Below are 14,838 nucleotides of genomic sequence, written 5' to 3'. Positions count from 1 at the left end.
AGCACAGCAAACGAGAACGAGACTCCCGGACACAAACCTTTGGATGCGAGGCTGGTTCGAGTAGGCCCCTCGTTCGTCGCGGGCCTACTCGAACCTGTCGACTTCCGAGTGTCCGGGCACTAGTCCATGTCGAAAGCCTTCACCAAAGAGCCTGAGGGCGACGTCGACGAGGACGCGGCGCCAGACGACGACGAGGCCCCCGCGCGGGGGCCTCGGTACATCACGCGAGCGGGCTACGACAAGCTCCAGGATGAGCTGCATCGCTTGTGGCATGACGAGCGGCCCAAGGTGACGGCGGACGTGCAGGCCGCTGCCGCTCAGGGGGACCGCTCGGAGAATGCCGAGTACATCTACGGCAAGAAGCGCCTCCGCGAGATCGATCGAAGGGTCCGCTTCTTGTCGAAGCGGCTCGACATTCTCACGGTCGTTCAGCCCGACAAGGAGCAAGAGGGACGCGTGTTCTTCGGCGCTTGGGTTACCATCGAGGATGAAGACGAGGTGACGTTCTCGTATCGAATCGTGGGCAGCGACGAGATTGATCTCGCGAAGCGTCACATCAGCGTCGAGTCGCCCGTCGCCAAGGCTCTGCTGGGAAAGCGCGTTGGCGATACGGTGACGGTGCAAAGGCCGAAGGGCCCCGTCGAAGTCAGCGTGGTGGCCATCCGCTACGAGCTCTAGTGGCGGGCCCGTCGATGGCGTGAAATGCAACCCGGCGGCGGGTGTCATCCAAAGCTTCGCAAATTCCCCGGTCCGAGCGTACGCTACCGCTCCTCGTGACCACCGACCCGCTCGAGCTCATCGGGGAGACCATCGCCGAGAAGTACCTCGTGGAGAGCGTCGTCGGCGAGGGTGGCTTTGCGATCGTCTATCGCGCAAACCACCAGATCTGGAATCGCCCCGTCGCGCTGAAGGTCTTCAAGGCCTTGGACGAGGTTCCGGCCGAGCATCGCGAGCGACTCCTCAAAGAGTTCGTGCAGGAGGGGGCCCTCCTCGCGGAGTTGTCTGAGAAGTCTGCCGCCATCGTGCAGGCGCGCGACATCGGCATGCTTACCACGCGCCGCGGGATCGTCATCCCGTACATGGTTCTTGAGTGGCTCGAGGGCCGAGCCCTCGAGTCCATCCTGCTGGACGAGCGGAACGCTCCGAACGCCGCCCCGCGCACCTTGGCGCAAGCGATGGCGCTGCTCATGCCGGTCGCGCAAGCGCTCGGCCTCGCGCACCAACGCGGCATCGCGCACCGTGACGTCAAACCCGCCAACGTGTTCGTCCTCGGTGATCCCTACGCGGCTCAACCGGGCGTGAAGCTCCTCGACTTCGGCATCGCGAAGGTCGTTCAGGACGCGCAAAAAATGGGCGGCTCCTTCACGAAGACGAGCGGACAGATCACGAGCTTCACGCCGGCCTACGGCGCACCCGAGCAGTTCTCGCGCGACTACGGCGCGACCGGTCCGTGGACCGACGTCTTCGCCTTTGCGCTTATTCTGGTTGAGCTTCTCACGGGCAAGGAGCCGCTCGGCGGCGACACGCTCACGCAATTGGCCTACGCGTCCGTCGACGTCAACAAGCGGCCGACGCCCCGCACCTTGGGGGCGACGGTCACCGACGAAGTCGAGGCCGTCTTTCTCAAGGCGCTCGCCGTCAAAGCCGACGACCGCTTCCGTTCCGTTGGCGAATTTTGGGCCGCCCTCACGGCGGCTACCCAAGGCGACACGTGGGAGACGGCCACGAGTCGCACCATGCTCGCGTCGCTGCCGACGGGCCACACACAACCGGGCCTCGCGGCCGGCGCACTGGCCGCCGTCCCATCGCCGCCCTTGGCGCAAACGGGCCCCACCTTCGAGGCGCCCGCGAAGAAGTCGTCGGTCGGTCTCGTGGCGGCGGTCCTCGTGGTGTTGTTCGCCGTGGGCGGCGGCGTCGCGTGGTTTGCGAAGGGTGGCGCAAGACCACCCGCGACGACGCCGTCGGCGGCGCCGTCGGTTGCCGCGGTCGTGGTGGCCGACGCCAGCGCTGCCGCACCGGGCCTCAAGTGTCCTGAAGACATGGTGGCGATCCCTGGCGGAAAGTTTTTCATGGGCACCAACCCCGGGAAGGAAATCCCGGTTGAAGAGACTCCGGCGCACCCGGTCAAGCTGACGCCGTATTGCATCGATCGCCACGAGGTCACGGTCGCCAAGTACCTCGAGTGCAGCCGCGGCAAGGGGTGTGAGCGGGTCGATGGCGCGGAGGCGCGCAACGACTGGACGAAGCTCAGCGACCAGCACAGAAAGATCTACGACCCGCTCTGCAACATGAAGGCCCCCGACGAACGGGCCCAGCACCCCGTCAACTGCGTGACGTGGGAGCACGCCGCGGTCTATTGCCGAAGCCTCGGCCGAGCGCTCCCCACCGAGGCCCAATGGGAGTTTGCCGCTCGTGGCCTCGCGCAAGCGCGCTTTCCTTGGGGCGATGAAGCAGACCTCGCAGGTCGCCTCAACGCGTGCGGAACGGAGTGCCTCGCCTGGGGCAAGGCAAACGACCCGGCGAACTATCCCGACTTGATGTACAAGTTCGACGACAAATTTGTGCATACTGCACCCGTCGGTCAGTTCAAGAAGGGCGCCTCGCCCTTTGGCGTCGAGGACATGAGCGGCAACGTCTTCGAATGGGTGGCCGACGTCTTCGAGCGGTATCCCGAGAAGGTCGAAGGCGTCCCGCTCGACGAGCAACAAGATCCGACCGGTCCCAATTTCGAAAAGGGCAGAGAGCGCGTTATGCGAGGCGGCGCGTGGAACGCGTACGTCCTGTCGTGGCTGCGCCCGACGTTCCGCTTCAAGAATCCCCCCTGGTACCGGACGCACGGCGTCGGCTTCCGCTGCGCATGGCGACCGTGACGTGAGCGTCGTCGTGTTCGACACGCGGCGCCGGCTCCCCACGGGCATGCGCTTGGTTTGCGGGATCGCCGTCCTCGGCAGCGTTATAGCCCTTGGATGCGGTCGCAAGGACTCGGCGCCAGCGGCGACGCTCGCGACGTCGAGCTCGCCTCCGCCGGCTGTCGATGCGGGCTCGCAGGGCGACTGGGCGCCGGCCTCGACGCTTGACCCCGAGGAGCTCGGGCGCCTCGCCCTTCGCGAAGGCAGCGCGGGCCTCGTGCGAGGCGCCACAAACGATGCGCGGCGACGTATCGCCGTTCTCGCGATGGCTTACGCGGGCGACCTTGAAGGCTTGCCCCTGCTCGCCGACGCGGCGGGCGGCCGTGATGCTGCGTTGGCAAAGGAAGCCCTCGAGGTTGCCGCCGCGCTGGCCGCCGAGCCGCGGCGGCCACTTGCAGCAGAAGATGCGCTCGAAGTTCGCGAGGGATGCGACAAGCTGCGCGCCCTCGCGCAGGACGGAAAGGCCGCCCAGGCGCTGCGCCTGGGGGCGCTCCGCGTGCTTCGGCAACTCGAGGACCGCGGTTGCGCCAAGGACCTCCCCGTCGTCCCGTAGTGCATCGTTCTCGTGAATCGCTTTGCCGTCGGCGGGGCGAGGGCCACAATGAGACCGTGAGGCGCGCCGCGTTGTTATTCGGACTCATCGCGGCGTGCGGCGGCGGCCCTGCGACCAAGCCCCCGCCCGTGGTCGCGGCGCCACCGACGGCCATCGTTGTCGCGGCTCCCCCGAAAGAGCCGCCGCGCGCGATCTTCGGCGCGCCACGCATTGGCGACTGCCCACCCAGCGACGACGGCGTGGCGCGCCTTACCCTGCTCCATGTCAACGACATGCAGGCGCACTACAGCGACCGCATCGATGGCCGGAGCCGCTACGCACGTCTCGCCGGCGCGATTCGTGACGTGCGCGCCACGACCCCCGCGACGCTCGTGCTCGACGCCGGCGACGACTACGAGAAGGGCTCGCTCCTCGATCTCCGCACGGCCGGCGAGGCGACGCGCCGCGTCCTCCACGCCATGCCCATTGATGCGCGTGTCCTGGGCAACCATGACTTTGCCTACGGGCCGGCGTTGGTCCGTGACGACGTGCGAAAGAGCCCTCACCCGGTGCTCTTGGCCAACGTGCGCGACCCCGAGGACGCGAAGCTTTTTCAGCCTTACGCGGCCTTCGAGGTCGGCTGCGTGAAGGTTGGCGTCTTCGGCCTCGTGACGCGCCCCTACGGTTCCGACGACGAGCAGTTCGACGGCCCCTACGGACCCTTCATCGTCGACCCGCGCGTCGTGGCCGCCGCCAAGCGAACGGTGCGGCAACATCGTGCGGAGGTCGACGTGATGATCGCGCTCACGCACCTCGGCAAGGGCACCGACACGTTCCTCGCTCGCGAAGTCGCGGGTGTCGATCTCGTCGTCGGCGGCCACTCGGAGGACGCCGTGTCTCGTCCCATCCGGATCGCGCGGCTCGACGGGACCGAGGCTCACGTCCTACAGGCCGGCCGCTTCGCGGAGAACCTGGGTCGGGCGAGCCTCTCGTACGATCGCGCCTCGAAGCGTGTCGCCTTCGAGCGCTACGCGCTCGTCCCCGTTGATGCTGCGATGCCCGTCGACGAGGTCGTGGATGAGCTCGTAAAGGGGCTTGAGGCGCAGGCATTGCCGCCGCTCTTTGAGCCCTTCGCGCGCACGTCGCGGGAGCTAGGCACCGACGAGCTCGCGCGCCTCACCTTTGAAGCGGTGCGGCGCGAGGCCCAGGCCGACGCGCTGCTCGTGGGCAAAGATGCCTTCTGGGGCAAGCTCCCGGAAGGCCCGATCACGAGGCAGGCGCTTTACCAGCGTGTCCCCGTTCAGAAGCAACCCGTCGCGACCGCCGGCTTCACGTCCCTCTGGGTGGTGGAGCTGTCGGCCGAGGCCTATCGCCGCCTGCGAACCCGTCTTCGTCGCGCTTCGCCCTACGCCTGGCTCGAGGCGCCCGGCCCGACGCCGCCCATCGTGCGGCTGGCGCTCGACAAGCGTCTCTTGGAGCATCCCGCGCTGCTCACGCGCCCCGCGATGACCTGGGCCGAGGCGCGTCCCATTGGCGAGCTCATCGACGTCCTCGAGCGGTTTGGCGTGGCCCAGTCGGCTCGCGGCGAAGCGTTCGACGCTCCGCTTTGATGCACCGCCCGCCCCGCGGGCCGCGCCAGGACAGCGCGGCGCGCGGCCCTTGACGCTCCGGCGGCTGAATTCGTGGGCCGAGCGCGCTGGCATCGCTCTTGAATGAGCAGAGGGAATGAACCACCAAACGAGGGGCACCGAGCCCACCATGTCCGTTCGATTTTGGGGTGTGCGAGGCAGCATCGCTTCTCCCGGTCCCGACACCGCCACCGTCGGCGGCAACACGAGCTGCGTGGAGGTGACTTGCGGCGATCGCCGCATCGTCCTCGACGCGGGGACGGGCCTTCGGCGTCTCGGCGAACAGCTCATGAAGGGCGGCGGGCCGGAGGGCCTCGAGCTGGACCTCCTTCTCTCGCACTGCCACTGGGATCACATCCAGGGACTCCCGTTCTTCGTGCCCGCGTACCTCCCGAGCACCAAGCTTCGAATTCACGGCGCGACGAGCGGCGGCGTCTCCGTGGCCGCCGCCCTCGCGCACCAGATGATCGCCCCCGTCTTTCCCGTGCGCCTCGACGAACTCTCGGCTCGCATGGAGTTTCACGAGGCCCGGCCCGGTCGTCCCTTCGCCTTGGGTGACGCGGTCGTGCGCGCCGCCCGCGGCAACCACCCCGGCGGCGTGCTCGCCTACCGCATCGACTACGCCGGCTCGTCCGTCGTCTACGCCACCGACACCGAGCACTACGCGTGCGTCGACCCAGCGCTGCGCGCCCTCGCCGACGGCGCCGACGTGCTCATCTACGATGCGCAATACACGCCCGAGGAATACCGCGGCGAGCCGGGGCGCTCGAAGGTCGGTTGGGGCCACTCCACCTACGTAGCCGCTGCCGAGCTTGCCAAGGCGTCGGGCGTCGGTCGCCTCGTGCTCTTTCACCACGATCCGCAGCGAAACGACGCTGGCGTCGCGGCGGTCGAAGGGCGCGCGCGGCAGCTCTTTGCACGCACCGTCGCCGCCCGCGAGGGCCTAGCGCTGGATTTGTCGCCGGGCGCTGCGGGAGGAGAGCGTGCCGCTTGAGCGCGGGTGACGAATGTCGATGAACGCGGCTACCCTGGTGTCTGCCGCCGGCCTCGGCCCCAGCCTCATGTCCTCGCGCCTATCGCTCCTCGTCGATCTGTCCACCATGCTCTCGCGCGAGGTGGAGCTCGACACGTTGCTCGATGTGGCCTGTCAGCGCCTCGCGGAGGCGTTGCACGCGGACCGCACGACCATCTGGCTGGTCGACGCCGAACGGGGCGACCTCTTCACGCGCGTCGCGATGTTGCCCGAGGTGCCGGAGCTGCGGCTGCCGATGGGACGAGGCATCGCCGGCTTCGCCGCGGAGCGCGGCGCGGTCGTTCGCGTCGACGACGCTGCGAACGATCCGCGCTTCGACAAGGCTGCCGACCGCGCCACCGGGTACACGACGCGCTCGATGTTGGTCGCGCCCATCCGCGATCGCGGTGGCGGGCCGGTGCGCGGCGTGATCCAGGCGCTGAACCGCGACGACGGGCCGTTCTCCGAGGAAGACGAACGTTACGTCGAGGCGCTCGCCGATCAGCTGGGGCGGGCCCTCGCGCTCACGACGCTGAGGCCCGAAGAGCCGCTCGACCCGGGCGTCACGCGGCGAGGACCCTTCAACCGCATCGTTGGGCAGAGCGCGCCGCTCGCCGCCGTCTATGAGCGCGTGAACCGCGCCGCGCAGACCGATGCGACGGTCCTCTTGCGCGGCGAGACGGGGACCGGCAAGGGCATCTTCGCCCGGGCCATTCACGTCAACTCGGCGCGTCAGTCGGGCCCCTTCGTGACCGTCGACTGCACGACCCTCCCGGCGCAGCTCGTGGAGAGCGAGCTCTTCGGGCACGAGCGAGGCGCCTTCACCGGCGCCGACCGGCGCGTGCCGGGCAAAGTGGAGATGGCCGAAGGCGGAACGCTCTTCTTGGACGAGATCGGCGATCTGCCGCTCGACGTGCAAGGCAAGCTGCTCCGGTTCCTTCAGGAGCGCGCCTTCGAGCGCGTCGGCGGCCGGATGACGATGCGCGCGAACGTGCGCGTCGTTTGCGCGACGCACCGCGACCTGGAAGCCGCCGTTCAGACTCGGCACTTTCGCGAAGATCTCTACTATCGAATCCGCGTCGTCGAGATCGAGCTGCCGCCGCTGCGAACGCGCGGCGAGGGGGAGCTCCTGGCGCTGGCTCGGCACTTCGTCGACATGTACGGGAACCGCTACGGCCGCCCTGACATGCGCCTCGGCGACGACGCACGCGCGACGCTCGCGAAACACGACTGGCCGGGAAACGTTCGCGAGCTCGAGCACTGGATCGAGAGCGCCGTCGTGCTCGCCAAGAGCGGCGTCATCGGGGCCGACGACCTGCCGGTGCGCCGCACCGTGGCGGCAGAGGTCGCGAAGCCGCAAGCTCTGCCCACGCCGCTCCCAGCGGTCCCGCCGGCCGGCCTCCCGCCGGCCGCCGCCGTGGTCATTGAGGCGGAGCTCTCGCTCGACGACGCCGTGAGGCGCTACGCGGAGGCGGCCGTGGAGCGGGCCGGCGGAAACAAGGCGGAGGCGGCCCGCCGCCTGCGCATCGGCCGAAACACGCTCAGCCGCATTCTCAAGGGCGGCGGCTTGGAGTAGCGTGCCGGCGCGATGAACGCTCCCGTCACCCGCGCCGAAGTCCGCGCGCTCCACGATCTCCCGCTCCTCGAACTCCTCGACAAGGCTCGCGCGGTGCACCTGTTGCACCACGCGTCGTCGGAGGTTCAGCTCTGCACGCTGCTCAGCGTCAAGACGGGCGGTTGCCCAGAAGACTGCTCCTATTGCCCACAGTCGAGTCACTACGACACCGGCCTCGACAAGGAGCGCATGCTCGACGTCGCCGACGTCCTCGACAAGGCGAGGCGCGCGAAGGAGCTTGGGTCCTCACGCTTCTGCATGGGAGCGGCCTGGCGGGAGGTGAAAGACGGCCCGGCCTTCGATCGCGTCGTCGAGATGGTCCGCGGCGTGAAGGGCATCGGCCTCGAGGCGTGCGTGACGCTCGGAATGCTCACCGATGAGCAGGCCCTGCGGCTCAAAGAGGCTGGCCTCGACGCCTACAACCACAACATCGACACAAGCCGCGAGCACTACAAGTCGATCATCAAGACGCGCACCATCGACGATCGCTTGAAGACGCTAGGTGCCGTGCGCAACGCGGGCATCACCGTCTGCTCCGGCGGCATCATCGGCATGGGCGAGAGCATCGACGACCGCTGCGACATGCTCTTGACCTTGGCCAACCTCACCCCTCCGCCCGAAAGTGTCCCCATCAACGCGCTCGTCCGCGTGCCGGGGACGCCGCTCGCGGACATGCCGCCCATCGATCCGCTCGAGCTCGTCCGCATGATCGCCGTCGCGCGCATCTTGATGCCGAAGTCGCGCGTTCGGCTCTCGGCGGGCCGCACCGAGCTCTCGCGCGAGGCTCAGTTCTTGTGCATGCTCGCGGGAGCCAACTCGATCTTCTACGGCGAGAAGCTGCTCACGACGCCGAATCCGGCGGAAGACGAAGACTTGGCGCTGCTCCGAGACACGGGCATCGCCACCGCCGCCGTGTCTTGACCGGTCGTTGGCGCCCCTCGGCGCCAGACGTCAGCGCGCCGCGTGGGCGCCTCGCGAGAGGAGCGTCAGCGTGAAGGTCCGCACCTGTCGACCGCCGCGGTAGATGTTGGCGCGCGCGAGCCGCGAGACGCGCCGATCGGGAAACGCCTTGGCGACATCGATCGGGTACCGAGTGTCGGTCACCAGCAGCACGTGCTCGGCCTTTCGCCAGACGCCGCGCGGAAGCCACCCATCGAAATCGTCCTTCAGCGGCGAATCGCAGCCGACCCGAAAGCCGCCGCGCAAGCGCGCATGGAGCTGCGCGCACAGCGTCCAGTGCGGCGCGACGACCACCAGATCGCTGCCGGGTTGCTCCATGGCGAGCTCTCGCAAGGTGCGTTCGGCCTCGTCCCATCCGAAGAGCTCGTTGGCGATGTCGTGCCGCGCGTCACGCGGCCTCGCGAAGGCGAAGGCGTCGGGCAAGAGCACCCAGGCGTGCACGAGTAGCGTCATCGCGAGGCCGAGCCCAACGCTGCCCGGGACGAGCCACCGCGGCCCTCTCGGCTTTGTCGCGGGCTCGCCGCTTTCGCGGGCGGCGGCGATGGGCAACGCCAAGAGTGCCGGCGCAAACCAGTGCGGTTCGGCGACACCGCTCCACAACGAGAGCGCGGCGAGCACGAGGGCTGCCGTGAGCGATGTGGCGAGCAGCAGCGTGTCGACGCCGTCGCGGCCGGGCGCGCGGCGCTGAGCTAGCCGCCAAGCGGCGAGCCCCGCGAGCGCGACCGCTAGGGGCCCCACGTAGGCGAGTTGCCCGCCAAGAAACGTCGCCACGTGACGTAGCGAAAAGCCAGCGCCTGCCTGCGAGTCGATGAGGCGGTGCGTCAGCATGGGGTAGTGCGCGCGCTTCATGAGCGGCCACGGGCCAAAAAACCAAGGCGCCGAGGGCGAGACCGGCCCATGGCCAAGCGCGACGGCGATGCGGCGCGAGGGCGGGCGAGAGCAGCGCGCCCACGTAACCGATCAGCAAGAGGAGGCCCGTCACCTTCGCCGTGGCGGCGACGCCAGCGAGGATGCCGGCAGCGCTCCACAAAATCTGCGTGACCACCTCGTCGGGCTTTCGCTTCACGGCCAAGAGCGCGCACGTGAGCGAGGCGAGCCAAAGGGGAGCCAGGAGCGTGTCGGGCGAGAGGGCGAAGAGGCCGATGGCGAGCTCGGGCACCGTCGCCGCCACAAGCGCCGCGCCAGCAGCGCGACCTTTGGTGGCGCCAGCGGCACGCGCCGCCGCGAAGAAGAGCCATGGCACCACCGACGCGAGGATGATGGTGGCGCCGTGGGCTCGCTGGGGCGTTGGCGCCGAACCGCCGCCCAAGAGTGAGGCGACCGCACCGACGAGCCCCGGGTGATCGAGGTAAGCCGCCGCCGGGTGCAGCGCGTAGCTGGCGTAGAGCGCCTCCGAGTCGCCAAAGCCAACGGTGCGGGCCGCGGCGAGGCGCAGGCCAAAGAGCCCGACCGTCACGAGGACCAACGCGCGCAGCGGCAGCGAGCGCTCGTCGCTCAACGGAGAAGCTCGCGGAGCATCGCGGCGACCTCATGTGACGGACGGTGCTGCCCGGCGAAGAGCGCACGAATCTCCGCCGCCGCGGCCGCGGGCGCGGCGGGGCGATCGAGCAGCTCCGTCATCGCGCGAGCGACGTTGTGCGTCGTGACCTCTCGTTGAAGGAGCTCGGGGAACGCGGCGCGCGCCAAGAGCACGTTGGGGAGGCCGACGTAGGGCGTCTGCATGAGGAGGCGCGCGATGCCCTCCGTTACAAGCCCCGTCCGGTACACAATCACCGGGAGGGCACCGGCGAAGGCGGCTTCGAGCGACGCCGTGCCGGATGCGCACAACGAGACGTCGAAGGCCGAGAGGATTTCCCGGGCCGTCCCGTCGGGGGCGATGGGATACACCGGAACGCGCGCTCGGCGGGCGAGTTCGAGCACCTCGGCGCGCGCCGGCCCCGCGAGGCTTGGCGCTAGGAGCACCCGCGCGTCGAGGCTCGCTCGCTCCCGCCGAATCTTCTCATAGGCGGCGAGCATGGGTTTCAAGTGACGCTCGCACTCGTGGGGCCGCGAACCCGGCATCATGGCCACGGCCGGCGCACTCGGGGTTAGATCGAGGAGACGCCGCGCGGTGCTTCGATCCTGAGCGAAGGTCTCGGTCAACGGGTGACCCACGTAGGTGGCGTCGACGCCGTGGCTCCGCCATAGGCTCTCCTCGAAGGGAAGGATCACGGCGAGCTTGTCGACGGACTCGCGCAGCGCTTCGGCCCTCGAGGGCCGCCAAGCCCATATTTGCGGCGCGATGTAGAACAGAACCTTCGTGCCCCGTTTCTTGAGCTTGGCGGCCAGCCGAAGGTTGAACTCCGAGTAGTTGACGAGGAGCGCGGCCCGCGGTCTATGCACCTTCGTCGCCGCCGTAACGGCGCGGTACGCCTGCGCGACGGGCCCCGCCCGCGCGACGACGTCGCCAATGCCAAGGGCCGTCAAGCTGCGGAGATCGAACGTGAGCTCGGCACCGGCGCCCGCGAGGGCGAGGCCGCCCATCCCGAAGGCGCGCACACCCGTGAGCTCGGCGAGGACGCTCGCAGCCGCGCGGTCGCCGGACGCCTCGCCGGCCACCACCAAGAGGTCTCGCGCCTCGCCAGGGCCGGGGAATACGCGTCGCCAAAGCGACGAGGGGCGCGCTTGAACCTCAGCCTCGTGGGACTCGGAGACCTTCACGCGAACCGCGCATCTTCGGTCGCCCGCTCGCCGGTGGCGGTCACCGTGACGTCGTGTTCACCGGTGCGACGGGCGAGCGTCATCGCTTGACGTGGATGCGGCGCCAGGCGCTCCGAATGCTCTCGCGCGCCTCGTCTACGCTCTTGTCCTCCAAGACCTCGCGGGCCAGCGCCTTTTGAACCATGGGCACCTTGGCGCGCGGGGGATAGAGCATGCCCAGCGCGGCGCTTGAGACGAGCTTCTTCCTCTTGTCCGACTCCGTCACGATGGGGAAAATCCCCTGGGCGCGTGCCGTCACGATGTAAACGCCGCTGGCCTGCGCCGCCTTGTCGCCGATGATGTCCTCGCGGAGGAACGCGAGGGAAGGGCGACCGACGCGAAGTACCGGCTCGCCGTCGACGTGCTGGGCAATCTCTCCAACGACTCCGCCGCGCGTGACGACCCAAACCTCGCGGCCCGAGGTCGCGTCGCCGGCGATGCCGTCGTCGATCTGCACTCGCGTGTAGGTGATGATCGAACGACCTTCCCACACGCTGCGCTGTTCGATGGGGACGATGACAGCGACGGCCTTGGAGCGCTCCACCAGCTCGTCGAACTGAACGGCGATGGACACCGAGGCGCTGGCCTGACCGCTAACAGAAACGGCAGCGCCCAAGGCGACGGTGCCGAGCGCGGCGCGAAGCGCAAGGGCCCAAGCTCGCGCGCGGATGCCGGCGCCGGCGTTAGAGACGAAACGGTTCATCGAGGAGACCTCCGGCGTCGAGCGAGCGTCAGCGTGGCGAGCGCCACCAGGAAGAAGTTGAGCGGCGAACTCTTGGCGCCCGAGGCCGAGCACCCGCCGGGGTCACAGACCGACGAGAAGCCATTGAGCGGCGTCGGATCGCAGGGGCCCTGTCGGACGAGGTCCTTTCCTTCGACCCCTGCGGCGCGGTAGCCGGTGCCATCCGGTGAGAGCGGCGGGTAGGCGTTGCAGATGCCCGCGATGTCGTCGGCCGTGAGCGTGCGGAGCGTGTACTCGCCATTCTGGTACTGCGCCGCCATCGTGGCCTGCTGGTTGTTGGAGTGGGCCATGCCCAAGAAGTGGCCGACCTCGTGCGTCACGATGCTCGCAAAGTCGAAGCCACCCTTCGGCGGCGGTGCATCGAAACACGAAGCCTCGCCGGTCTTGTCGACGGCGTTCTGTACCGTGGGGCACACCATCGGGACGTTGGCGGTGTTGAACTCGAGGTCGGCGCCACGAATCTCGCCCGACGTCTTGTCGAAGGAGACGGTCGTGAGGGCGAGCACGTTGTCAGGGTCACGATGGTTCCAGACGCTGTCGCGGAAGACGATGACGTTCTGGTTCTTGGTCTTCTGGTCGGTCTCGACGTCACCACATTCGACCGGAGGCAATTGGCGCACGTCGATGCTCACGCGAGAAGAACCTTCGCTTCCGGAGCAGCTCGCGGCGGTCCAGACGCCGAAAGCTTGCGACAGCGTGCGACTCGCCAAGAGAAAGCTGATGTCTCGCTTGGTGGTGGGCAAAAAATGCATGCTGAAGCCGATGCATGCGTTCTTCCAATAGATGGGCTTGCCGAGGGTGCAGCAGTTCTTTCCCGTTGGCTTGCACCCCTCCGAGAGGCCTTCCGTGGCCGTTCGGCAGAAGGCCGCGCTGTCGGCTGCGGTCAGCAGGATCGTTGTTGCGGCCGCGAGGCTTGCGAAGGCGACGGCGGCGCGCCTGCTGCGGGAGGGAAAGTCGCTCATCGGGTGAATCTCGCGCGTCGTGCCCCGTTGGAGCGGTCATTGTACCCGAGGCGCGGCATCCGGCTACCGCCGATCGCCGCTATTTCGTGGCCATTGAGGCGGCCGCGGCCTGGCTGCTAGCGCCGGAGGCCCAAGACCGTCAGGTGCTCGCTCGAGCGTCGAAAGCGGACCACGTCGCCGAGGCCCACGAAGACGACGTTTTGATCACCATCGAGAAAGAGTCTTGCGTCGCGCATCTTGCAAACGATGTCGAGCTCCGCGCCCTCACGGATCAGCCCCCGAACGAGCCGCGCTCGGCGCCCGTGCCGCATGTAGGGCTCGCGCACCACGAACTGGAGCGCCCGCGATCGGAGCGGCAAGATTCGTCCGCCGGCGCTGCGTTGGGCCGCGGTGGAGCCGGCGGCGGGGCCAATCCACAAGCCGCTGGAGCGTTGCTCGTCGGCCTGCGCCTTTGCGGGGCGCCCCTTTTTCGAGCCATTCAACGACAGGATGTACCGCGACGTCGCTGCCGGCGAGGCGTGGCAGAAGAGGGCGTCGTTGAGGACGCGCCGATGGACGATCGCTCCCGCGAGCTCCACCTCCATGCGCGAAAGGCGGACCCGCAAGAGTTTGTCCTCCAGCGCCGCTCGCAGCGTTCGATGCGCCGAGCCGCGTCGGCCGGCGCAAAAGAAGCCCACCGAACTCTCGGGCGCGCTGTTGATTCCCAAGAGGGGCGTATTCGGGCCCAGGCGGTGGGACGCCGCGAGGAGCGTTCCATCGCCGCCGACGGTGACCACGAGCGTCGCCTCGCGGAAGAGCTTGTCGTCGGCCTTCGGTCCGGCGCTCTTGGGCGGGGTGGCCGGCAAGACCGTCATGCTCGTGCCGAGTTTGTCGAGCGCCTCGCCCACCTCGGTCAGCGTCGCGAGGTGGGACTCGTGCGACGACCGAAGCCTCGCCACGGCGGGGTTCTTTTGACGCATCAGGCGAAGCGTCCGGTCGTCTTTCGCGTCGAGGACGAAGGTCTGGAAGCTCGTGCGCTTCACGAGCACGAGGACGTGCGGCTTCATGCGAGGGCCTCCGCAAGGCGCCGCAGCGCGAGCTCACTCTTCGAATCGGCGAGAAGTCCGAGCTTGGCCATCCGGAGTGCGTCCTCCAAAGGGACTGGCGCAAGCACCGCTCGTCGCTCGAGGTCGGAGCCGTCGCCGCGGGGGCGGGTCGACGCCACCGCTTCCGCCGTGACCGACACGTGAAACATGTGCTGCCGCTCCGCGATCATCGCTGGCGCCGGCAACACCGGCGGGCCGAGCGCCGAGACCTGGGACACCACGAGTCCCGTCTCTTCGAAGAGCTCGCGGAGGGCCGCCTCTGCCGGTTCTTCGCCCGGCTCGATGAGGCCCGCCGGCAGCTCCAAGAAGGTCGCCGCCTCGCCGCGAAGCGCGAAAGGCGGACGCACGCACGAGACGAGCACGACCCACGGCTTCCCAGAGGCCTGGTAGTGGGCCGCGATCACCGCGGCGTCCATCGCGCGCCGCTCGACGACGTCGTACGCGAACGCCGGCCCGTCCTCGACGGATAGGTCGACGCGCCTCATGGAGAGGAAGCCCTCCGAGCGGCCCACCTCGCGGACGACTCGGACGCTCGCGTGCGGCGCGCGTGGAAAAACCAGCTCGCTCAAGACGCGTAGCGTATCGCAAGGGGGGGGCCGCACGATCACAATCCTTGTGTGGAGGAGGGACTTTCCTTCCGCCGCGCAAGCGGGG

At 68.7% G+C, this 14,838-nt stretch carries 14 protein-coding genes; 7 read left to right on the top strand and 7 right to left on the bottom strand.

From position 1 onward, the window contains the following. Window positions 1–126: 126 nt before the first annotated feature. From greB to bioB, 7 genes are all read left to right on the top strand, one after another. Window positions 127–678: a transcription elongation factor GreB gene (gene greB / locus IPG50_03470; GenBank protein MBK6691250.1), complete on the top strand. Its 552-nt coding sequence runs from the start codon at window positions 127–129 to the stop codon at window positions 676–678. A gap of 95 nt (window positions 679–773) precedes the next feature. Further along, window positions 774–2,870, top strand: coding sequence for an SUMF1/EgtB/PvdO family nonheme iron enzyme (locus tag IPG50_03465; GenBank protein MBK6691249.1), 2,097 nt, complete (start codon window positions 774–776; stop codon window positions 2,868–2,870). A gap of 1 nt (window position 2,871) precedes the next feature. Further along, entirely contained in the window at window positions 2,872–3,462 is a 591-nt protein-coding gene (locus IPG50_03460; GenBank protein ID MBK6691248.1) for a hypothetical protein, read from the top strand. A gap of 71 nt (window positions 3,463–3,533) precedes the next feature. Then, the gene (locus tag IPG50_03455; GenBank protein ID MBK6691247.1) at window positions 3,534–5,051 is read left to right on the top strand and encodes a metallophosphatase; all 1,518 of its coding nucleotides are present in this window, start codon (window positions 3,534–3,536) and stop codon (window positions 5,049–5,051) included. Between the two features lie 148 nt (window positions 5,052–5,199). Beyond that, window positions 5,200–6,063: an MBL fold metallo-hydrolase gene (locus IPG50_03450; GenBank protein MBK6691246.1), complete on the top strand. Its 864-nt coding sequence runs from the start codon at window positions 5,200–5,202 to the stop codon at window positions 6,061–6,063. Between the two features lie 67 nt (window positions 6,064–6,130). Further along, entirely contained in the window at window positions 6,131–7,657 is a 1,527-nt protein-coding gene (locus IPG50_03445) for a sigma-54-dependent Fis family transcriptional regulator (protein ID MBK6691245.1), read from the top strand. Between the two features lie 12 nt (window positions 7,658–7,669). After that, on the top strand, window positions 7,670–8,617 hold the full coding sequence (bioB, locus tag IPG50_03440) for a biotin synthase BioB (protein MBK6691244.1): 948 nt from the start codon (window positions 7,670–7,672) through the stop codon (window positions 8,615–8,617). 30 nt (window positions 8,618–8,647) lie between these two features. On the opposite strand, the gene IPG50_03435 is transcribed toward bioB, so the two are convergent. The 7 genes from IPG50_03435 to IPG50_03405 form a co-directional block, all read right to left on the bottom strand. After that, window positions 8,648–9,109: a hypothetical protein gene (locus IPG50_03435; GenBank protein ID MBK6691243.1), complete on the bottom strand. Its 462-nt coding sequence runs from the start codon at window positions 9,107–9,109 to the stop codon at window positions 8,648–8,650. Beyond that, entirely contained in the window at window positions 9,045–10,154 is a 1,110-nt protein-coding gene (locus IPG50_03430) for a glycosyltransferase family 39 protein (GenBank protein MBK6691242.1), read from the bottom strand. Before IPG50_03430 ends, IPG50_03435 begins: the two co-directional genes overlap by 65 nt. Beyond that, a complete protein-coding gene (lpxB, locus tag IPG50_03425; GenBank protein MBK6691241.1) occupies window positions 10,151–11,356 on the bottom strand; it encodes a lipid-A-disaccharide synthase in 1,206 nt (401 codons plus the stop codon). The genes IPG50_03430 and lpxB overlap by 4 nt, the downstream gene beginning before the upstream one ends. Window positions 11,357–11,435: 79 nt before the next feature. Further along, window positions 11,436–12,098: a hypothetical protein gene (locus IPG50_03420; protein MBK6691240.1), complete on the bottom strand. Its 663-nt coding sequence runs from the start codon at window positions 12,096–12,098 to the stop codon at window positions 11,436–11,438. After that, the gene (locus tag IPG50_03415; GenBank protein ID MBK6691239.1) at window positions 12,095–13,099 is read right to left on the bottom strand and encodes a matrixin family metalloprotease; all 1,005 of its coding nucleotides are present in this window, start codon (window positions 13,097–13,099) and stop codon (window positions 12,095–12,097) included. The genes IPG50_03420 and IPG50_03415 overlap by 4 nt, the downstream gene beginning before the upstream one ends. Window positions 13,100–13,215: 116 nt before the next feature. Continuing rightward, on the bottom strand, window positions 13,216–14,145 hold the full coding sequence (locus IPG50_03410; GenBank protein ID MBK6691238.1) for an NAD(+)/NADH kinase: 930 nt from the start codon (window positions 14,143–14,145) through the stop codon (window positions 13,216–13,218). Beyond that, entirely contained in the window at window positions 14,142–14,669 is a 528-nt protein-coding gene (locus IPG50_03405; protein ID MBK6691237.1) for an NUDIX hydrolase, read from the bottom strand. Before IPG50_03405 ends, IPG50_03410 begins: the two co-directional genes overlap by 4 nt. Between the last annotated feature and the right edge of the window lie 169 nt (window positions 14,670–14,838).

Source organism: Myxococcales bacterium (assembly GCA_016703425.1).
Classification (GTDB): Bacteria; Myxococcota_A; Polyangia; order Polyangiales; family Polyangiaceae; genus JADJCA01.
This window is presented reverse-complemented; position numbering and strand designations above follow the sequence as displayed.